This window comes from Candidatus Woesearchaeota archaeon (assembly GCA_016187565.1).
Taxonomy (GTDB): Archaea; Nanobdellota; Nanobdellia; order Woesearchaeales; family JACPJR01; genus JACPJR01.
Window position 1 is genome coordinate 1 of the sequence record JACPJR010000014.1, and the last position, 18,500, is coordinate 18,500.

An 18,500-nucleotide genomic window follows, 5' to 3' on the forward strand; every position below is an offset into this window, starting at 1 on the left:
AACAACATTGGTGCAGGACGAGGGAGGGTTCCTTAGGGGAAACCCGAGTAGCACAAAATTTCTGCTGAAATTTTGGGCGTCTGCACCTCTATTGTTGTTATTTTCAATTCAGGCGTTAGAAACAATTTTTGGATGAAGCCGGCGCCATCCAAACTCTTTTAAAGATCTCCCTTCTCCTTTATGATGATGGATTACAAAGAAGCTTTAGATTATCTTACGTTCCTAGAAAAAGAACGACGGATAAAATTAGGCCTTGATAATGTTCGCGCATTACTTGCTTCGCTGGGCAATCCCCAAACAAAGTTCAAATCTGTTCATGTTGGTGGGACAAATGGCAAGGGATCGGTCTGTGCGATGCTTGATGCGGTTTTGCAGCAAAGTGGCTATAAGGTAGGCAGGTACACCTCTCCTCACCTCGTTCAGGTTAATGAACGGTTTACCATCAATGGCATGACTATTTCGAATGATGATTTTGCCCATCATCTGAGCATGGTTAAGGCAGAAGTAACAACCCAAACCTATTTTGAGGTGACAACTGCTCTCGCGTTTCTTTACTTTGCTGACAAAGGTGTTGACATTGCTTGTATTGAAGTTGGTCTTGGGGGAAGATTAGATGCAACTAATGTGGTCACTCCGCAAGTTTCAGTGATTACCACTATTGCGTTAGAGCATACAGAGTGGCTGGGAAATTCTGTCGAAGCAATTGCAGGGGAAAAAGCAGGGATTATTAAGCCTCATGTCCCTGTTGTTACGGCTACAAGCGGTAGAGCTTTGAAGGTCATCACCCAAAAAGCACAGGAACAACAGGCACCCTTACAGGTTGTTTCTTCACGCCGTGCAAGGGGATACAAAACCAGTCTTATCGGCAGATTTCAGCGTCAGAATCTTGCGGTTGTGCTTGAAGTCATTGACTGTTTACGTGGACAAGGATTTACGCTTCCTGAAACAGACGTCCGTAAGGGCCTTCTGCAAACAACCTGGCCAGGTCGCTTCCAGTTTTTGCAAGAAAATCTTCTGGTTGATTGTGCCCATAATCCCGCAGGTATTGCTGTTCTTGTTTCTGCATTAAGAGAGCTTCAACGCAAAAAGTCATTTGCAAACGTTTTTCTCATCTTTGGCGTGCTCAAGGATAAGGATTATAGCTCCATGATCAAACCACTTCTTCCGCTTGTTACTACCATGATCCTTGTCCGGCCAAATACTGAACGAGCCCTTGATCCTGAAGAACTTAAGGCACATATCCAATCTTTAGGGCTTGGGCCCACCCCTATGCTTCTGGTCATACCTTATCTCAAAGAAGCGATGGCATATGTGCAACAACAGACGACATCGAAAGATCTTGTTATTATTACTGGCTCGATTTATTTAGTGGGAGAGATATTTTCGTTGTTTGATACCAAGCACCACGTTTTCTGTTAAACGAAACTTTTATATATAAATTGTTATATCTATTGATATAACATGAATAATGGGTCAATTTTAATGGGGAAGGAGAATATTTTGAGATACCCAAGGTTGGATACTGTTCTCATGGTAGAGGAATTTATAAAGCACCATGATGGCGAATTCAAAAAAAGAAAATTATGGGAATCCTTGCCCAAAAAAATGATGTATCAAACATTCTGCGTTGTTATTGATTACTTATTCTATTCAAGAAAGATTTCAATTGATGCAGAGGGGAAACTAGGATGGATCTATTATCCTGAAATTGCCAAAGAATACTACGTTAAATTTGGTTTGGGACGAAACAAATGAAATTACCTTCAACAACAAGATTCTTTGATGATGCTATCAAGGAAGCATTTTACAAGCTGGAAAAAGGCGATGACTCAGAACGCGAATTATTTCGACTACTGAATCAGGCAATGGACAATATCGAGCAAAATGCTTTCTGTGGGATTCAAATACCTAAACGACTTATTCCTAGACAATATTTTGATAAGGGGATAAAGAATTTATGGAAGTATGATCTGCCTCGTGGCTGGAGATTGATGTACTCAATTGTGAACGAGGAAGTTGTTGTGGTTAGTATTATTCTCGAATGGTTTGACCATAAGGAGTATGAGAGAAAATTCAACTACTAATTTGAACTATCAAACCGAAAACTGTCCTTATTTGCGGGCTTTAATTAATTGAGTTTAATATTCTATCCGCGAAGCAACTCTTCAATGGACTTGATCACTTCCTCTTCTTCAGGTTTTCGTTGTTTTTTATTCTTTTTTTCCTCAACGTCCATTGGTTCTTGTTGCTTTTCTGCAAACGGTCGTGGCTCTTCAACGTTCAGTGAAGAAGGAAGCGTCCATTCATCCTCGTCTTTTTTTTCCTTTTCTTTAGGAAGATGTTGATTTATCTTATGCTCAAATTCTGATTCCTTTTCTTTCTTCTGTTCTTCTGGCAGTTTATTGTCCTGCTGATACCCTGATTTGAGTGGGTCATTTGATGCCTCTATATTCTGATAACGTTGCTGGGATTGGTATCCTGAGCTGATTTCATTCTCCTGGTGAGCATAGTGGCTACCCATGCCAGGTCCATGATCTTCCATAATGGCTCTGACACCAGCTGAAGCTCCATAATGTCGCTGCATCCAGGGTTCATCATCGTGATGGCTGTGGTAAACCATGACGGAGAACAAACAAGAAAGGGCATATAAATCTTTGGATTAAGAAATCAAAAAGCTAAAAAGAAAAAATAAAGAAAATGTTTAATTGTTTACTTATCCTTGAACTCTTCCTTTGACATCAACGGTTGCAGTTTTGGTGAATTCTGCACCGCTTGCGGTTTTATAATACACAATGTCAAACACCAGAGTTTCGGATGTTCCTTCAGTATATCCAACCCCTAATGCACTAAAGACTGCTTCATTCAAGGTTAATGTTGCACCGTCATTATATGCTTGGTCGACCAGTAATGTCGCAGTATGTACAGATCCATTAGCAAGTGTGACATTGATCTCGGTAATGTTAATTGGTACACCACCTGCATATCGAAGATTTACGGTAAAGTCACCTGTTTTGATAATAGAATCAGTACATCCAAAGGGTGCAGCAACCGTACATTGATCACCTTGGAATCTTCCGGGATTCAACACACCAAAATAGGCAAGGGCTGCAATCACAATCAGCACAACTAAAATTGCCCAGCCATACGTCATTAAGAACTCCATAGCAGCTTGAGCTCGTCTTCTCATAATTCCTACCTCCTTTTTTCTCTTGCTATCGTTATCTTTTTAGATCTCTCGGGATAAACAGACAGTCCTTATTTGTATTCTATCTCGTCCTCCTATATAAACCTTTCGTAAATAAAAACATTTAAAAACTTGAAAGGATGCATGAAAAAAGACAATAAAAAACAGGTGGGATATGAGAACAAGAGGTATGAGAACTGCACAGGCCGCTGTAGAATTAATCGTTGTCCTAGGAATTGGTCTCATTGTCTTTCTGAGTATTCTTTCACTGAGTTATGAAACTTCAAATCGTGTTGGCGGAGCATTTCAAAGCACAAAGGCCTCTACGGTTGTTGATGATCTCGCAGATGCTGCTACTCTTGTCTACCAGCAAGGTAGTGGTTCAAAAACCACGGTTTTTGTGACTATTCCTTCAGATGTTTCTTCTATTGTTGTGGAGGGAAAAACCATTACCATGACGCTCATCGTGGCAGGAGAAGAACGAGTTGTCTACCGCAGTACTGACTTTAATGTTTCTGGTTCTGTTCCTACTACGGCTGGAAATCATTGGATAGCTATTGAAGCCCAATCAGCACAGGTTGTTATTGGGGATCTCATGCCTCCTACGGTTATTGATACTGCTCCTTCTGGTTTTATAGCGGTTACTAGTACAACGCTGAGTGCAACAACCGATAAGCGGGCAGCCTGTAAGTATAGTTTGCTTGATGAAAACTACAGCAGTATGCCGACAACCTTCAATGGTCAGGAAACAACCCATACTGCTTCAATAGGACCGCTCGGAGAGGGAGCTTACACCTACTATGTACGATGCGCTGATATCAGCGGAAATGTTATGAACTCCTCAGCCCTCATTCAGTTTACGGTTGATGTAACTCCTGACACGGTAAAGCCAGTTATTAACAACCTCCAAGCATTACCAAACCCTGTTGCTCCTGGTCAAACCATTACCATTACGGCAAATGTTACTGACAATAACAACGCAGTCCATACGGTTCTGATCCAACTGAATGGAATAAATCATACCATGACCATGGCAGGAGATCTTTACTCTTATGCTGGTTTCAATACTACGGAGGTGGTTGGAACATACAATTATACTATTTATGCGAATGATACGTCAAACAACACCGCTATTCCTGTCACTGGAAATTTTAGTGTGGCATGGGTTCCCCAAAAAGTACTGCTTACGTATTTTGATGCTACCACACCGAACTACCCCAAATCTCGTTTATGGAACGGCTCAGCGATCTCAGCAGAGCAATTCGCTTTATCAGTTGGCAGTACGAACAGTGGCTGGCATATCCTTAAAGCAGCCAGAACACGGCAGGAACAGATCTTGGTTACCAAAGATACGAACGATGACATCAATGTCCAAGTTTGGAATGGTTCTCTCTGGCATAATCTTTCAGAGATCTCTACTGATAGTGGGAGTACAAGCTATCGAAGTTTTGACGTTGCCTATGAACAGCAATCTGACCGTGCCATGATTGTTTTTCGTGATAATACGAATGGAAACGTTCCCCATTATGTATTGTGGAATGGTAGCTCGTATAGCTCCGAAGGAACAGCCCTTGACGGAGGGAATAATGTCCAATGGATTCGTTTAGCAGCAAAACCTGAAACCAATGAGATTCTACTTGTTACGTTAGATAGTGCTGGCGATCTCAATGTTCAACAGTGGGATGGTACTGCGTGGGGAGACCTTACTGAAATTGAAACTGATGCGGAAACAACAGATTTTCAGAGTTTTGATGTTGCCTATGAACAAGTAAGTGGCCGTGCGCTTCTTGCCTGGATGCCTCTTGATGAAAGCCAACCCCATTATCGTCTCTGGAATGGCTCGACATGGACACCGGAAACCATAGCAAATGATATGGGTTCTTCAGATGTACGGTGGGTTAGCCTGGTAGCAAAGCCCGCAAGCAATGAATTAGCACTTGCAACCGTCGATGCTGGAAATGATCTGAATGTGCAGCTGTGGAACGGCAATGTTTTTGGCACGGTTACTGAGCTCGATAATAGCATTGAATCTTCCGCACAACGTTCCTTTGCGCTTGCCTACCAACAGAACAAGACCGATCTCATGGTCGTTTATGGTGATAGCAGTGATAATGTTCCTGTGTATTATAGGTACAATGGGTCTTGGTTTGGTCCGTTTGATGCGCTCAATATCGGAGCATCTCCTCGTTGGCTGACCATGGATGCAAACCCTCATACCGATGAGATGGGTCTTCTCGTCCTTGATAGCGCGAATGATGTCAGTATCCAACGCTGGAATGGATCTGGATGGATAGATTATGCTGAACTCGAAACGTCTTCAGAGAATCAGTATGGCATGCCTATTGCTTTAGTTTACTCTGGTTTTGATGAAGGTTTTATTGTTGATCAAACACCACCATTACTCCTGAATCTCGCTGCTCAGTTTATTACCAGCTCTTCTGCAGTTATTTCTTGGGAGACTGATGAAGCAGCAAATGCAATCCTCGCGTATGGAACATCCGTGAGCTTGGACACTGTTGTTACGAATAGCAGTTTAGGATTCAATCATAGCTTTGCCCTCTCGGGATTACTTGAGAATACGCTCTATTACTACCAAGTCACGAGTTGTGATGCGAACAATAACTGCAATCAATCGTCCGTATACAACTTCACCACGCTTTCAGTTTACCGTGCCATGGTTACCTACTTTGATAGTGTGAATACCACTACTCCACGCTATCGTCTCTGGAATAGCAGTTTGGGTGCTGAACAATCTGCCTCTAGTGTTACAGGAACACCGATCTGGCATCTTCTTCGTTCAAATCCAATGATTAACGAAAAGATCTTGGGTGTGCTTGATACAACAAATAGTATCGCTGCCCAAATCTGGAATGGTAGTGCATGGAGCTCTGCGCAACAACTTTCTGCTAATGGAGGAGGAACCAGCACTCGTTCCTTTGACATTGCGTATGAACAGGATACTGGCAGAGCACTGGTTGTCTATCCACAGGGAAGTCAGCCAGCCATTCCTAAATACCGTCTTTGGAATGGAACTTCTTGGCTACCAGAAGCAAGTACCGGAGTTGTGGGAACAGGAATCTTGCGCTGGGTACGATTAATAGAAAAGCCAGCTTCTTCAGAACTCATCTTAATGACCCTGGACAGTAATAGCGACCTCTATGCTCAGGTATGGAATGGTTCTCTGTGGAGTTTTGTAACCCTTCTTGAATCGACTATTGAATCACCATCTTACCAGGCATTTGATGGAGCTTATGAACAACAATCAGGAAATGCATTACTCGTGTGGGCAGAGAAGGATAGTGCTACACCAAAATATTCCACATGGAATGGAACTGCTTTCTCGAATGAGGCAGCTGGCAAGAGTACGGGGTCGACAGACCTTTTCTGGCTCAAGCTTGCTCCTGACTCTCAATCAGATACCATGCTCTTGGGTATTCTTGACGGCGGAAGGGATATGAATGTTCAGATATGGAACAGCAGTGGTTTTAGCACCGATGTTGAGCTTGATAGTGATATTGAAACCTTTAGCCAGCGTGCCTTTGACGTGGTCTATGAATACAATACCTCACGAGCAGTGCTTGTATACGGCGATCGTAATGATGATGTCCCGGTGTATTACCTCTATAATGGTACGCTTGCTGGCCCTTACGATGCTCTCGACGTAGGTGGCGATCCTGCATGGGTACACCTTGCATCAAGTCCTTACACTAATGAAATCCTTATGCTTACTCTTGAGAATCAAAACGATGATGTTTCATTCCAGCGATGGAATTCAAGCACGTGGAGTGATTACACTGAAATAGAAACTTCCTCTTCACTTACTGGAGAACAGATGGCATTGAGTTATGATCGCTATTCATAATTGTTATTACGAGCGAGCATCTATTTGCTCAATAAATTATGCGAGTGAGTATATCATGACGATTCCTCAAACCATAATGATAAAAAATACAGACAAGCGATCACAGATCAGTTTGGACCTTCTCATTGTCTTGGGAGTTTCCCTGATTGTTTTTCTTATTATTCTCTCTCTTGTTTTCCAACGCAATATAACGGTAGAGGCAGGAAAGACACGGCTTTATGCAAAAGCTGTTGCAGATCGTGTTGCCCATGCCATTACTGCTGTTGCACGTGCAGGCCATGGAACCGAGATGATTCTTTCGTTATCTCCAACATTAGGAGACAGCACTCCTTATGAGATTCAGGTTTATCCCTCAGCTCATCGCGTGCAGATTTCATGGTACTCACATGGTGAGCAACAGACATACAGTGCACCACTTACGACTGCAAATATCACCGGTACTGTCAATACGTCTCGTGATCTGATCATAACCAATAATGCTGGAGGAGTCTCTCTGACTTGGTAAATATCATGGTAAAATCAGCATCAAATAGGCTCTTGAGAAGATTAAGAAAAAAGGGACAACTTTTTTCTCTTGATATGGTGATCTCTTTTCTTATCTTTATCTCCCTTCTGTTGAGCGGTGCCTGGTTATGGGATCAGCAGCGAGAAACGATTACTTTACGAGAGCTTCACTATGACCTTGCCTTCCAAGCCAATAATGCACTGGCGAGTTTAGTAGAAACGCCGGGAAACCCTCAAAACTGGAGTGCTCTTGATCCAGCAGTTGTAAACAGCTCGACAGTTCTTTCTCTTGGTCTTGCACCATCCCCAAGTTTTCATGATCTTCCCAATAAACCAGGAAGGGTTATGGCAGGTACTTTAGGAGGATCATGGGTCATAGACCCTGCAAAACTTGAGTCTCTTACTACCATCAATTCCTCTACTACCAAAAAGATACTTGGTATTCTGGGACCAAACTATGATTATTTTCTTCAGATTAAGGTATGGAATGGAACAACGTATACAGAAAACACGACCTTAGGGACAGTACCTGAATCAACTGCAACAGAGGTTGTTATGGTTGATCGTTTTGCATTACTCAATAATAACTGGGCGCAGCTTACCATGACCCTTTGGAAGGGTTGTGAGGGGGTTGTATGTCCATGATACAAAAGAATCGTGGCATCATCTTTACGTTAGACAGTATTCTCGCCCTGACGCTTGCCCTGAGCATGATTACCGCTTCACTTTTCTACCTAGGAAAAACAGATGACTCTTCCTTTGATGAGCAGGGCTTACGTCAGTTGTCTCTTGATAGTTTGGCAGTTCTGGAAAAAAGTGGTACTTTGCTCTTGGCGATGACAACCTCCCAAGAATCTCTCGAGTCTTTTGTTGATGCGCTTCCTCAGCAGGTGTGTGCAAACATTACACTTTTCGATGCCGAAAGCATTGCACAACACTCAGTTCAAAAAAAGGACTGCCAAGAGCAGGAAACAACAACAAAGAAGAGTGTTACTCGTCGTGTCTTTATTGTTAACCATGAGGTGTACTATGCTGAGATGCGTGCCTGGTATGAGTAAGAATGATGGTATGAACAACCAGAGTAAACCTACGCTGATGTACAACAAGCGTGGCGTTCTTTTTACGGTCATTACTCTTTTCTTGTTTTCTACTATTTTTTGGTTGGCAAAGGCGTCTTTGGACCGTTACAAGACATTGGAAAGTGATAGTATTGCCTTTCAAGGAGTTTCAGAAATGTTGTATTTTGAAGATGATCTCGTTAGTAATCTCTATCCTGATCTCTTGGGAACTCATGTCATTAATCTTAGCCGAGAAGATACCTTTCGGGTAAGCCTCCAACAGTATGACTTGTCGCCAAACATTAATCACACCGCATTGCTGCAAAATTACACTGCCTTTGTACAGACATCCTATGCGCAATTAAATAATCTTAATATAACGCTTTCTGGATTAACACCTGCATTTACGCTGCTACCCTTTGGAGCAGCTTATGAACTCAATGGCGGTACACTTTTACTTTCTCATCAAAACATCTCTCCATTGAACAATATTACCCTTGCTCTTCAGGTTGATACCCCTTATTATGTTGCCGTTAATAGTTCCCCTTCCAGTGACGGGGGTGTTGGTTTCCATGTTACCATTACCTCTCCGAAAGGAAGTTATGTCACAACCCCCCTCTTGGATCCAAGCATTGTCCATAATCCGATTACCGTGAATTTTACCAATGGAGCAGGCATCCAAATCTTCTTTGGTCCTTACAATGGCCAAAATGGTACAGTCCGTATCATTGCAACAGATCTCCAGGCAAATATTACTCAGTTCGATCTCGATTATGATCTGCCTATGGAGAAGGTTTATATCCTCAGCGGCAATATGACGTTGCAACGAGTTGGACAAAACGTTAGTAAACATTCTTCCATTATCGTAGCACAGGAATAGCTCTCCAAAAGAGTAAAATACTTATAGGAGGAGGTCTGATATATAAATAACTGAGGCACAGCAATGGAAAAGAGGACGCAGGTGCTGTTTCGGCACTTCTTGGGTGCAATGGTAGCGCTCTTTTTAGTTCTCTTCGTCTATCTCAAAGTTAGGTATAATGATGCGTCGAGCTCATTTATCCTTGTTCTTATCCTTTCTTCTGCATTTCTTATGCTCGGTCTTTTATTGTTCCATCTCCGCTATCAGTACTATGTCGGAATGACCTTTATGGTCTTTGGTATTATCTTGGTGAGCAATACGCTTTTATTCAGCATCATCTCTCGTAGCTTTGATCTCTTTATGGCTGCAGAGCTTACTATTGGCATATTACTTCTTGTCGATGGAAGAAATCTTTCCGCAGGGAATCCTTGCGTCTTTAGTATCCAATGTCTATAAATATGCTCCTTAAATCAGTCTGAGTATGACTTTTTTGCCTTTTTAAGCCTTATGAATTTAGAGTCTAGATCCACCCTTCATAAGCTATTAATAAATGGGTGCGCTTATTCTTTTGAGAAAGCACACACCAACCCCCACATTACGGTGATGCTGGCTTCATGGTTTTAGCCGCCTCTTTTTCCATGGAGCCAGTTGCTTTCTTTTTATCTTTTCTCGCTTACTGTCTTTGATAGTCCATTTTGGTTAATCAGTTGCGAAAGTACTGTGCTAACATTTTAACTTCTGCGTTTGGTACCTTTCTTAGAGATACGCTTATTGGTCGAAAAATGACCATAGTCCCCCCAGTTATTCCTACACACAACCTATTTTTTAGATGATTCCAAGCCACACTTGATCTTTTGCAATAGTCTTCATAACTTCTCCACGGTCTTAAGAATCTATCCCCAGGAATATAGGGGATTAACATATATTCCTTTCTTCCATCTGTTCGAATTACTACGTTTGGTGAACTGATTTCTACCTCTGGACCAAAGAATTCTCTTAATTCACCACCAGGATCTCTTTTATCTCTTGTTAACTCGTAGCTTAATCCCACTTTCGGATTATAATCCCCAGATATTCTTAAAATATCATAGTATCCATTATATCTACTAATGTGATGAGTCCATGCAATAGTAACTTCTTTTCCATCCATAATCTCCGCATATGCGCTCAGGAGACGATCTTTTTGGGCACGTCTAACTATTTTTTCGGTATTCATTGATGCATATGGTGTAGATTCTGAGGTTACCTCCTGCAGTAAATCGTCAATAGTTGTTATGGTTACTGTTTTCATTTTTTCCTCTTGCCTTGTTTATTACTCTTTAGTAGTTTGTCATTTGTTTTTATATATTTCCATCCCCTATAGGGGTGGAAATGGTAACATTTATAAATAATCTCATCTCTGTCAACGATATGGAAAATCTACTTGAAAAGATAGGGTTAACACAAAATGAGACTAAAGTCTACTTAGCACTTAATGAATTAGGTACAACAACGATCGGACCGATTGTAGATCGTGCTGGGATTACAAATTCAAAGATTTACATAACATTAGAAAAATTAATTCAGAAAGGCCTCGTAGCCCACCTTTTAATAAATCATGTTAAGCACTACAAAGCCTCTCCACCAGAGCGGCTATTGGATTTTTTAGAGGAAAAAAAGAAGAAAATAAGTACGCAGGAGTTGGAGATAAAAAACATCATCCCCCAATTATTACTCAAGCAACAGACTGGTTTAAAAGAGAGAGAGGTGGAAGTTTATGAGGGATTTAATGGAATTAAAACAGTAAGGGAGAGAATTTTGAACATTCTCAAAAAAAAGGATGAGTTATTAATTTTAGGGGCTTCTAAATTTTCTACAAGCCAGTATGAACATTATTGGGAGAATTTTCATAAAAGAAGAATTGCTCAAAACATTTCTTGTCGGTATTTAATGTATGAAGAATTAAGAAAAACTCTTGGCAAGAAAAGAGAAACATGGAGATTAACTACAGTAAAGTACATCCAAAATCCCCCAGAAAATCCTATTCGGGTTGATGTTTATAGTGATTATGTTGATATTGCGATAGATGCAGTATCTCCGTTCGTTATTTCGATAAAATCTAAGGACGTCAATGGTTCATTTCGAGCATATTTTGAGAGTTTATGGAAAGTATCGAGAAAGTAAGATGTTACTGAAATACCTGTCAGTATAAACAATCTTTATATATCTCTCTGGTTTTGACTATTTATGAGCCTCAAACAAAAGGGTATTAATGCTGAGCGAGATCTCATTCATAAGTTCTGGGCATTGGGATGGGCGTGTATAAGGAGCGCAGGTTCTGGTTCGATGAGACATCCTTCGCCTGATATTCTTGTAGGCAATGTGCTCAGAAAACTTGCTATTGAGGCTAAAGTATGCGGGAGTAACCAAAAGTATTTTGATCACGAAGAGATTGAACAGCTCAAGGAGTTTGCCACAACCTTTGGAGCTGAACCATGGGTAGCAATCAAGTTTTTAACCAAAAAAGATTGGCTTTTTCTTACACTTGAAGATCTCCAACCAACCGGAAAACATTATGTTGCTTCTCTTGAGCTTGCCGAACGGAGAGGATTACTGCTTGAGGAAGTTGTTGAGCGGTCTCAACCAGCATCATTTTGAATTATTAAAATACTTTAATAGCATCTTCAATATGGGCGAGATAAGATACAAAAGGCGGTTTTCTACGATATGTTCCTTAAGACATAGTCACCATCTTTTTCATAAAAAATTGCTCCAAAAAATGGCTCGCCCGCTTCATACAGAGGTGGTTGACTTGCTTGATTAAGAATGCCTACGAGTTCTTCAGCAGCATCTTCATTTGTTTTGCTAGGATAGGTTGCTTGGAGCATATAGTTCATGTTGTACTCTTGCTCAGCTTGTCGAGCAATACCAGTTAATATTTCATCGCCTCTTACGTTACCCATACATTCAGTTAAAGAAAGCTCTAACTCAGATGGTGTTCCAATCCCCCCACGAATCTTTTGCAACTCATCTTCAATTTCTGTTTTTGAAGCCTTACAAGAGAAGAATCCATATGCTTTCCCAGGAGAACGTTCGTTTTCAGGTGTCATCCTAATTACGGTGTATTAACAAGTATATAAACCTTCCGTTTTGTAACTACTATGTTGGGACTAAACTTGGAGGGGGGAACCTATTTTTTCATTCTTCTTTCTGGCCATACATCAAATTAACCATGAGAGCTAAATATATATCTCGTGATTCTCCTTTTCCTTTCACCCTGCGGACAGCTCCAACAACAGCCTTTGCTGGAAGTTTTTGCTCTTCGAGCTTCAGCGTATTCCCTAGAGCGAGCGCTCTCAGAAAACGGCGAAAATAAGGCCAAGGCTTTGGTTGATTATATGCTCCAATTGCCTCTTCAAATGCAGCTGCTGCTACAATCGCACTTTCGAGATTGGTGTTTCCTTCTGCAAGTTCTTTTTCTAAATGTCTGTGGGCTCTAATAAGGTCTATTACCTGCGTTGTCAAGATTCTATGGGGAAACTGTCGTGCTCCTTCATTGTAGCCATATGCCTCTGCAGTAGTATGTTCTCCAATGGTTTCATCCATCAGATGATCGTAGAAGCTGCCCCTCATTTCTGGTGCAAAGAGTAGCCCTTCCTGGTTGAGGACATACATAACAGCATTATAAAAAAAGTCTCCCTCATGTTGCCGGGGTGTGGCATAAAATCTATGGATTGTTTTTCCCAACATCGTTTCTGGCATATAGCCATAGCTAACTTGTTGGAGGAGCTCGAGAGGTTTGTGTTGGAAGGTAAATACCGGCTCATGAGGGGTAATACCTAACTCTTGTTCTGCTTTTGCAATGCACTCTCGTAGTAGTTGTTCACTGGTATCAATGACCTTTCCCCGGGCATAAGGACTCTCCTGGTGTTTAAATCGTGACATGTTGGGGCAAGAAAATAGGCTCTGCTTATAAAATTGAGTGGGTATCTTTATAAATCATCTCTTCTTTCTCATCTAAAATGGTCCTTGACAGCTTAAGCAGTTCACTAAAAACAACCCTGAAAAAGATTGCCAATGCGCTTTTTGTTGATGAAAAGCTCGTGAATGAGCTGATTAAAGATATCCAACGAGCCTTGCTCCAATCTGACGTTAATGTTCAGCTAGTTTTTGATCTCTCCAAAAAGATCAAGCAACGGGCATTAGAAGAAAAACATCCTCCAGGATTGTCAAAAAAGGAATACCTCATCAAGATAGTTTATGAAGAATTAGTAATTTTCCTTGGAAAAGAAGGCTCAAAAATTGAAATAAAGCAAAAACCTTATTTTATTATGTTAATGGGGCTTTTTGGATCGGGAAAAACAACAACAACAGGTAAATTAGCCAAATATTTTATGAAAAGGGGTTATAAGGTTGCTTTAGTTGGTTTAGATATCCACAGACCTGCTGCTCTTGATCAACTCGAGCAGATTGGTAATCAAGTAAATGCTCCAGTTTTTATCGACCGCAAGCTAAAGGATCCTGTTTTAATTTGGCGTACCTATGCTCCATCACTGGAAAAATATGACCTTGTTTTAATTGACACCGCAGGCCGAGATGCTCTTTCTGCCGATCTTATCGAAGAAATTGAAGCCCTACAGGCAGTTATCCAGCCTCACGAAAATATTTTGGTCTTAAGTGCAGATATTGGTCAGGCAGCCCAAAAACAGGCACAACAATTTCATGCCTCTTGCGGCATTACTGGCGTTATTATCACGAAAATGGATGGCACGGCAAAAGGAGGGGGAGCCTTAACCGCTTGTGCGGTAACCGGGGCGCCAGTAACATTCATCGGGGTCGGAGAAAAACTTGATGACCTTGAAGAGTTCCGTCCCGAAGGCTTTGTTTCCCGACTTCTTGGTATGGGAGACTTAGAAGCATTACTTGAAAAGGCACAAGAAGTTATGGATGAGGAAGAAGCAAAGGATTTGGGTAAAAAATTCCTCAAGGGGCAGTTCAATCTTCTTGATTTGTACGAGCAGATGGCTGCTATGAAACAGATGGGTCCGCTCTCCAAGGTCCTTGAGATGGTTCCTGGCTTTGGTCAGCTTCAGTTACCTAAGGATATGCTCCAAGTGCAGGAGGGAAAACTGGAGAAATGGCGTTACCTCATGGATTCTTGTACAAAAGAGGAACTCGAAGATCCGGAAATAATAAGTACCGGAAGGGTTGAACGTATTGCTCAAGGTTCAGGAACCTCTCCCAGTGAAGTACGAGAACTCTTAAAGCAGTACAAACAAAGCAAGAAAATGGTCAAAATGCTCGGCGGTTCATCAGGGTCACCAAAGGAGATGGAAAAAATGATGAAAAAACTCCAGAAAGGTACCCCTCAGGTACGGTATTCTTCGAGGTAATGCAGAAAATTAAAAAGATAACTTTATAAATCTCACCATAATTCCCTTCTTACCTCTTAAAATAATGGGGCTATAGGGTAGCCTGGCTTATCCTTTCTGGTTTGGGACCAGACGACCCCGGTTCAAAACAGCCTTACCGTCGGTAAGACTGAGAATGTCCGGGTAGCCCCATTTGTTGCAGAGATTATAGACAGAGATTGAGGATAAAGTCCTCGTAAAATACGAGCAAAAGATGATGATGGTGAACCATGGGGCTTGGTAAAGGATTTGGATCGGTAAAACGTTTGGGCGTTCGATATGGACGACGTATTAGAGCACGATTAGCTCAAGTTGAGTATCTTCAGAAACAAAAGCAAGCTTGTCCTTTTTGTCATAAGTATAAAGTAAGTCGCGTGGCTGCTGGTATCTATTTGTGTAATGGTTGCAAACGTAAATTTGCCGGAGGAGCCTATACTATTAAAGGCGCTATTCTTGAGTCAGCTCTTGCTGAAGGAGAAAAGACAACACCAGAGGAGCAATTACGGTTACGTGAATCTACCCCTAAGGAATCAAAAGAAGAGTCCTCGAAAGAGGAGATAACAGAAGAGGCATAAGATGGCTGAGTATCGTTGTTTTGATTGCAATAAACAAATTGGTCCGGATTACCTACGAAAAAAAGTCCGTTGTCCTTACTGTGGAAGCAAGGTCCTTTTCAAGCCTCGCACCTCAGTCACAACGGTTAAGGCACGATGATCTATACGGTTGCTCTCTCTATCCTCGATGCTCCTCCAGAGCTGAGAGATCTCTTGCGAATAGATCACCAGAAAGCCGAGCGTTCAGAAATAAAAATTCTGCAACAAAAAAAAGGTCTTTTACTTCGTATTACTGCACAAGATGCAGTGGCACTTCGTGCCACCATGAACACAATTACCCAGCTTCTTTCAGTACATGAGAAGCTACAGCGAGTTGAAAATGGATGTATCTAAAGAAACTGAGAAAAAAATTGCTCAGTTACAACTTCTTGAACAGAATCTGCAGAGTCTTTTAATGCAGAAGCAGCAGTTCCAAACCCAGGAAATGGAGATAGCATCTGCCCTTGAAGAGCTTGAGAAAACAACAAAAAGCTATAAGATTGTTGGTAATATTATGGTAGTTGTACCTCAAGAAGATTTGAAACGCGAACTTACAACGAAGAGAGAAACAGTAACTATTCGTATTAAAAATATAGAAAAACAAGAAACAGCAGTCCGAGAAAAAGCAAAGAAACTTCAAACCGAAGTCCTCGGAAAAATGCAAGAAGAAGGTGATGCACATGCCACAGAACATAAACATTAACCAGAAAGTTATCCATGATATCCTTCACGAACTTGCAGATTTACTCGAGGATCCAAGTGTTCCCAAAAATGTAAAGATCCATCTGCTGAAGGCGCAGAACTCCTTAAAAAGCAACACAGAGCTTTCACTTAAAATTAATCAGGCGCAACATGAGCTTGATGAAATTGGCGATGATCCTAACCTTCAGGCATATACGAGAACACAAGTCTGGAATGTGGTTAGTTTATTAGAGAAATTGAGTGATTAAGCTTTAGCGTTCGTCTGCTTCTGCTTTTTTACGGTTATACCTGATTTCTTGAGGCTACTATGAGAGATACTCATGATATCTCCATGTTCTGTTTGGATCTTTGTTTCTACCAGAGTGATAGAAACTACCTTTCCCACGAGATCTTTCATCTGAATTTCATCTCCGACATCAAAACGCTTCTCCTTCTTGAACTGCATACCTGCGATAATATTCGGAATAAAATCATTGATCGCAAGAGCAAGTGCGATAAAAACAAGGATAATAATACCTCCTATAGCGACATTAAACACCACAAGTTCAAGCCCAAGTGTTCTGAGTGCAAGAACAATGAAAAGAACATAGAGTAAATAGGTAAGCAATTTACTAAAGATTCCCTCGACGTCCCATTTCATAGCTGTTGCTGCCTCAACCATTTCATTGAGTTTAACCTGGTTGAGGAGCTTTTTTGCTAACCTTCCAAGAATGATACCAATGATAAACCCTATTAACAGAATAACGACTGCAAGAACCAGTTTTGTCGTCATTCCTGCGAGTAAGGTACTGACATAAGAAATTCCTTTTGTTGAGGCATTCGTTATATTGGCCATAAGGTCTTGAAGCAAGAGCAGTTTTATAAATCTTGTGCCCAAACCTTTTTAAACAGTGCTTGTTTTCTCACGCCTGAAGGAGGAAAGAACGTGTCAGCAAAAGAGCCCGCAAAAGAGTCGTCAGTGAAAAAAAAAATTAAGGCAAGAAAGAAGCCAGAGACAGAGTCCTCTGAAATCTCTCCAAAAGACGTGCAAAAAGAACCGCAACAAGAACAGAAAATATCACCAGAGCAGCAGAATCAACCAATCTCCGAATCTATTCAGCCGGTCATGAATATTGGCCTTGTTGGTCATGTTGATCATGGTAAAACAACCTTAACCGAACGTCTTTCGGGAAAATGGACAGATACGCATTCTGAAGAAATACGACGCGGTATTACTATTCGTTTGGGCTATGCGAGTGCTACCTTCTTTAAATGTCCTCAATGTGAAGAGCCTCAATGTTACCGTGTGAAAGCGATATGTCCTCATTGTCAGGCAAAAACAATCCCTCTTCGAAAGATTTCTTTTGTCGACGCTCCAGGCCATGAAAGTTTAATGGCCACTATGCTCTCAGGAGCAGCAATTATGGATGGTGCTCTGTTACTGGTCTCAGCGAACGAACATTGTCCGCAACCACAGACTAGGGAACATTTAATGGCCCTTACGATTGTGGGTATTACCAACATTGTCGTGGTCCAAAATAAGATTGATCTGGTAAGTAAGGAACAAGCCGTGGCAAATTATGCAGAAATTAAGGCCTTCTTAAAAGGAACGCCTTATGAAAATGCACCTATTGTTCCTATTTCAGCTCAACACAGTTTGAACATTGATGTTCTTATCCAGACTATTGAGCAAGCATTACCAACCCCAAAACGAGACCCTACGAAAGATCCTTTGTTCTTTGTTGCCCGATCCTTTGATATTAATCGGCCAGGAACATCTATTCGTACTATTCGAGGAGGAGTTTTAGGAGGTGCACTTGCACAGGGCAGATTAGTACAAGGCCAGGAAATTGAGATTCGTCCTGGATACATGGTTGAAGAGCAAAACAAACAAGTTTGGAAAAGCTTGATAACAACGATTGTTTCCTTAAATGCAGGTGATCAAGAGCTTCAAGAACTCGTACCTGGAGGAACAGCAGGTATTCTAACAACCCTTGATCCATCAGTTGTTAAATCTGATAAACTCAGCGGAAATGTTGTTGGCATGAAAGGTAAATTACCAACAGTTTTGAATGATATCTCGCTTGAGATCCATCTCTTGGAACGTGTCGTGGGAACAAAAGAGGATCTCATTGTTGAACCCCTTAAATTAGGTGAGGCTCTTATGCTGAATGCAAATGCTGCAGCAACCGTGGGTATTGTGACTGCATTACGTAAACGCGTCATTTCTTGTCGACTTAAACTTCCTTTATGTACCTATCCAGGTTCTCGAGTTACTATCTCCAGAAGGATTGGCAATAGGTTCCGTTTAATTGGGTACGGTATTCTGCAGTAAACATAAGTTATTTAAAATCTTAGCTGTTGGCCCA

The 18,500-nt window shown here is 41.3% G+C and carries 24 protein-coding genes and 1 tRNA gene; 19 read left to right on the forward strand and 6 right to left on the reverse strand.

Features of this window, described 5'->3' with window-relative positions; translation table 11 throughout:
* Positions 1 to 186: 186 nt before the first annotated feature.
* From HYW21_04295 to HYW21_04305, 3 genes are all read left to right on the forward strand, one after another.
* Entirely contained in the window at positions 187 to 1,419 is a 1,233-nt protein-coding gene (locus HYW21_04295; GenBank protein MBI2548544.1) for a bifunctional folylpolyglutamate synthase/dihydrofolate synthase, read from the forward strand.
* Positions 1,420 to 1,482: 63 nt separating this feature from the next.
* Positions 1,483 to 1,755 (forward strand): hypothetical protein, encoded by a 273-nt coding sequence (locus tag HYW21_04300; protein MBI2548545.1) that lies wholly within the window; start codon positions 1,483 to 1,485, stop codon positions 1,753 to 1,755.
* The gene (locus HYW21_04305) at positions 1,752 to 2,084 is read left to right on the forward strand and encodes a hypothetical protein (GenBank protein MBI2548546.1); all 333 of its coding nucleotides are present in this window, start codon (positions 1,752 to 1,754) and stop codon (positions 2,082 to 2,084) included. The genes HYW21_04300 and HYW21_04305 overlap by 4 nt, the downstream gene beginning before the upstream one ends.
* 62 nt (positions 2,085 to 2,146) lie before the next feature.
* On the opposite strand, the gene HYW21_04310 is transcribed toward HYW21_04305, so the two are convergent.
* Positions 2,147 to 2,620 carry a hypothetical protein gene (locus tag HYW21_04310; GenBank protein MBI2548547.1) on the reverse strand — a complete coding sequence of 158 codons (474 nt, stop codon included), beginning with the start codon at positions 2,618 to 2,620 and terminating at the stop codon, positions 2,147 to 2,149.
* 93 nt (positions 2,621 to 2,713) lie between these two features.
* Complete coding sequence (locus HYW21_04315; GenBank protein MBI2548548.1) at positions 2,714 to 3,187, reverse strand: hypothetical protein; 474 nt, start codon at positions 3,185 to 3,187, stop codon at positions 2,714 to 2,716.
* Positions 3,188 to 3,359: 172 nt separating this feature from the next.
* On the opposite strand from HYW21_04315, the gene HYW21_04320 reads away from it, so the two are divergent.
* The 6 genes from HYW21_04320 to HYW21_04345 all read left to right on the forward strand — a co-directional run bounded on the left by HYW21_04320 (position 3,360) and on the right by HYW21_04345 (position 9,923).
* Positions 3,360 to 7,046, forward strand: coding sequence for a fibronectin type III domain-containing protein (locus HYW21_04320; protein MBI2548549.1), 3,687 nt, complete (start codon positions 3,360 to 3,362; stop codon positions 7,044 to 7,046).
* A 55-nt stretch (positions 7,047 to 7,101) separates the two neighbouring features.
* Positions 7,102 to 7,551 (forward strand): hypothetical protein, encoded by a 450-nt coding sequence (locus HYW21_04325; protein ID MBI2548550.1) that lies wholly within the window; start codon positions 7,102 to 7,104, stop codon positions 7,549 to 7,551.
* 74 nt (positions 7,552 to 7,625) lie between these two features.
* Complete coding sequence (locus HYW21_04330) at positions 7,626 to 8,195, forward strand: hypothetical protein (GenBank protein ID MBI2548551.1); 570 nt, start codon at positions 7,626 to 7,628, stop codon at positions 8,193 to 8,195.
* Positions 8,186 to 8,608, forward strand: a complete 423-nt coding sequence (locus HYW21_04335; protein MBI2548552.1) for a hypothetical protein — start codon at positions 8,186 to 8,188, stop codon at positions 8,606 to 8,608. The genes HYW21_04330 and HYW21_04335 overlap by 10 nt, the downstream gene beginning before the upstream one ends.
* The gene (locus tag HYW21_04340) at positions 8,601 to 9,488 is read left to right on the forward strand and encodes a hypothetical protein (GenBank protein ID MBI2548553.1); all 888 of its coding nucleotides are present in this window, start codon (positions 8,601 to 8,603) and stop codon (positions 9,486 to 9,488) included. The genes HYW21_04335 and HYW21_04340 overlap by 8 nt, the downstream gene beginning before the upstream one ends.
* 63 nt (positions 9,489 to 9,551) lie before the next feature.
* Positions 9,552 to 9,923, forward strand: a complete 372-nt coding sequence (locus tag HYW21_04345) for a hypothetical protein (GenBank protein ID MBI2548554.1) — start codon at positions 9,552 to 9,554, stop codon at positions 9,921 to 9,923.
* 247 nt (positions 9,924 to 10,170) lie between these two features.
* Here the strand turns inward: HYW21_04345 and HYW21_04350 are convergent, their stop codons facing one another.
* Positions 10,171 to 10,758 (reverse strand): hypothetical protein, encoded by a 588-nt coding sequence (locus HYW21_04350; protein MBI2548555.1) that lies wholly within the window; start codon positions 10,756 to 10,758, stop codon positions 10,171 to 10,173.
* Positions 10,759 to 10,877: 119 nt separating this feature from the next.
* On the opposite strand from HYW21_04350, the gene HYW21_04355 reads away from it, so the two are divergent.
* Both HYW21_04355 and HYW21_04360 read left to right on the forward strand, forming a co-directional pair.
* A complete protein-coding gene (locus tag HYW21_04355) occupies positions 10,878 to 11,630 on the forward strand; it encodes a hypothetical protein (GenBank protein ID MBI2548556.1) in 753 nt (250 codons plus the stop codon).
* Between the two features lie 63 nt (positions 11,631 to 11,693).
* The gene (locus HYW21_04360) at positions 11,694 to 12,104 is read left to right on the forward strand and encodes a Holliday junction resolvase (protein ID MBI2548557.1); all 411 of its coding nucleotides are present in this window, start codon (positions 11,694 to 11,696) and stop codon (positions 12,102 to 12,104) included.
* A 62-nt stretch (positions 12,105 to 12,166) separates the two neighbouring features.
* Here HYW21_04360 and HYW21_04365 read toward each other — a convergent pair whose 3' ends face one another.
* Positions 12,167 to 12,556 (reverse strand): hypothetical protein, encoded by a 390-nt coding sequence (locus HYW21_04365; GenBank protein MBI2548558.1) that lies wholly within the window; start codon positions 12,554 to 12,556, stop codon positions 12,167 to 12,169.
* Between the two features lie 88 nt (positions 12,557 to 12,644).
* Positions 12,645 to 13,391, reverse strand: a complete 747-nt coding sequence (locus tag HYW21_04370) for a hypothetical protein (GenBank protein MBI2548559.1) — start codon at positions 13,389 to 13,391, stop codon at positions 12,645 to 12,647.
* Between the two features lie 77 nt (positions 13,392 to 13,468).
* Between HYW21_04370 and ffh the strand changes: the two genes are divergently transcribed.
* The 7 genes from ffh (at position 13,469) to HYW21_04405 (ending at position 16,400) form a co-directional block, all read left to right on the forward strand.
* The gene (gene ffh / locus HYW21_04375; GenBank protein MBI2548560.1) at positions 13,469 to 14,839 is read left to right on the forward strand and encodes a signal recognition particle protein; all 1,371 of its coding nucleotides are present in this window, start codon (positions 13,469 to 13,471) and stop codon (positions 14,837 to 14,839) included.
* A 66-nt stretch (positions 14,840 to 14,905) separates the two neighbouring features.
* Positions 14,906 to 15,010, forward strand: a tRNA-Pro gene (locus tag HYW21_04380).
* 77 nt (positions 15,011 to 15,087) lie between these two features.
* Entirely contained in the window at positions 15,088 to 15,432 is a 345-nt protein-coding gene (locus tag HYW21_04385; GenBank protein ID MBI2548561.1) for a 50S ribosomal protein L37ae, read from the forward strand.
* A gap of 1 nt (position 15,433) precedes the next feature.
* A complete protein-coding gene (locus HYW21_04390; GenBank protein ID MBI2548562.1) occupies positions 15,434 to 15,571 on the forward strand; it encodes a DNA-directed RNA polymerase subunit P in 138 nt (45 codons plus the stop codon).
* Complete coding sequence (locus HYW21_04395) at positions 15,568 to 15,804, forward strand: hypothetical protein (GenBank protein MBI2548563.1); 237 nt, start codon at positions 15,568 to 15,570, stop codon at positions 15,802 to 15,804. Before HYW21_04390 ends, HYW21_04395 begins: the two co-directional genes overlap by 4 nt.
* Positions 15,791 to 16,153: a prefoldin subunit gene (locus HYW21_04400; protein ID MBI2548564.1), complete on the forward strand. Its 363-nt coding sequence runs from the start codon at positions 15,791 to 15,793 to the stop codon at positions 16,151 to 16,153. Before HYW21_04395 ends, HYW21_04400 begins: the two co-directional genes overlap by 14 nt.
* Positions 16,131 to 16,400 (forward strand): UPF0147 family protein, encoded by a 270-nt coding sequence (locus HYW21_04405; protein MBI2548565.1) that lies wholly within the window; start codon positions 16,131 to 16,133, stop codon positions 16,398 to 16,400. Before HYW21_04400 ends, HYW21_04405 begins: the two co-directional genes overlap by 23 nt.
* Here HYW21_04405 and HYW21_04410 read toward each other — a convergent pair.
* Entirely contained in the window at positions 16,397 to 16,987 is a 591-nt protein-coding gene (locus HYW21_04410) for a mechanosensitive ion channel (protein ID MBI2548566.1), read from the reverse strand. The genes HYW21_04405 and HYW21_04410 overlap by 4 nt on opposite strands.
* Before the next feature lie 246 nt (positions 16,988 to 17,233).
* On the opposite strand from HYW21_04410, the gene HYW21_04415 reads away from it, so the two are divergent.
* Positions 17,234 to 18,466 carry a translation initiation factor IF-2 subunit gamma gene (locus HYW21_04415; GenBank protein ID MBI2548567.1) on the forward strand — a complete coding sequence of 411 codons (1,233 nt, stop codon included), beginning with the start codon at positions 17,234 to 17,236 and terminating at the stop codon, positions 18,464 to 18,466.
* Positions 18,467 to 18,500 lie beyond the last annotated feature (34 nt).

Bases quoted from the DNA above. Each gene is read 5' to 3' on its own strand.
- HYW21_04320 (MBI2548549.1), top strand. From the start codon at position 3,360: ATGAGAACAAGAGGTATGAGAACTGCACAGGCCGCTGTAGAATTAATC.
- HYW21_04295 (MBI2548544.1), top strand. From the start codon at position 187: ATGGATTACAAAGAAGCTTTAGATTATCTTACGTTCCTAGAAAAAGAA.
- HYW21_04345 (MBI2548554.1), top strand. From the start codon at position 9,552: ATGGAAAAGAGGACGCAGGTGCTGTTTCGGCACTTCTTGGGTGCAATG.
- HYW21_04365 (MBI2548558.1), bottom strand. From the start codon at position 12,556: ATGACACCTGAAAACGAACGTTCTCCTGGGAAAGCATATGGATTCTTC.
- HYW21_04390 (MBI2548562.1), top strand. From the start codon at position 15,434: ATGGCTGAGTATCGTTGTTTTGATTGCAATAAACAAATTGGTCCGGAT.
- HYW21_04355 (MBI2548556.1), top strand. From the start codon at position 10,878: ATGGAAAATCTACTTGAAAAGATAGGGTTAACACAAAATGAGACTAAA.
- HYW21_04405 (MBI2548565.1), top strand. From the start codon at position 16,131: ATGCCACAGAACATAAACATTAACCAGAAAGTTATCCATGATATCCTT.
- HYW21_04340 (MBI2548553.1), top strand. From the start codon at position 8,601: ATGAGTAAGAATGATGGTATGAACAACCAGAGTAAACCTACGCTGATG.
- HYW21_04350 (MBI2548555.1), bottom strand. From the start codon at position 10,758: ATGAAAACAGTAACCATAACAACTATTGACGATTTACTGCAGGAGGTA.
- HYW21_04370 (MBI2548559.1), bottom strand. From the start codon at position 13,391: ATGTCACGATTTAAACACCAGGAGAGTCCTTATGCCCGGGGAAAGGTC.
- HYW21_04395 (MBI2548563.1), top strand. From the start codon at position 15,568: ATGATCTATACGGTTGCTCTCTCTATCCTCGATGCTCCTCCAGAGCTG.
- HYW21_04360 (MBI2548557.1), top strand. From the start codon at position 11,694: ATGAGCCTCAAACAAAAGGGTATTAATGCTGAGCGAGATCTCATTCAT.
- HYW21_04300 (MBI2548545.1), top strand. From the start codon at position 1,483: ATGGGGAAGGAGAATATTTTGAGATACCCAAGGTTGGATACTGTTCTC.
- HYW21_04325 (MBI2548550.1), top strand. From the start codon at position 7,102: ATGACGATTCCTCAAACCATAATGATAAAAAATACAGACAAGCGATCA.
- ffh (MBI2548560.1), top strand. From the start codon at position 13,469: ATGGTCCTTGACAGCTTAAGCAGTTCACTAAAAACAACCCTGAAAAAG.
- HYW21_04310 (MBI2548547.1), bottom strand. From the start codon at position 2,620: ATGGTTTACCACAGCCATCACGATGATGAACCCTGGATGCAGCGACAT.
- HYW21_04410 (MBI2548566.1), bottom strand. From the start codon at position 16,987: ATGGCCAATATAACGAATGCCTCAACAAAAGGAATTTCTTATGTCAGT.
- HYW21_04330 (MBI2548551.1), top strand. From the start codon at position 7,626: ATGGTGATCTCTTTTCTTATCTTTATCTCCCTTCTGTTGAGCGGTGCC.
- HYW21_04335 (MBI2548552.1), top strand. From the start codon at position 8,186: ATGTCCATGATACAAAAGAATCGTGGCATCATCTTTACGTTAGACAGT.
- HYW21_04400 (MBI2548564.1), top strand. From the start codon at position 15,791: ATGGATGTATCTAAAGAAACTGAGAAAAAAATTGCTCAGTTACAACTT.
- HYW21_04385 (MBI2548561.1), top strand. From the start codon at position 15,088: ATGGGGCTTGGTAAAGGATTTGGATCGGTAAAACGTTTGGGCGTTCGA.
- HYW21_04305 (MBI2548546.1), top strand. From the start codon at position 1,752: ATGAAATTACCTTCAACAACAAGATTCTTTGATGATGCTATCAAGGAA.
- HYW21_04315 (MBI2548548.1), bottom strand. From the start codon at position 3,187: ATGAGAAGACGAGCTCAAGCTGCTATGGAGTTCTTAATGACGTATGGC.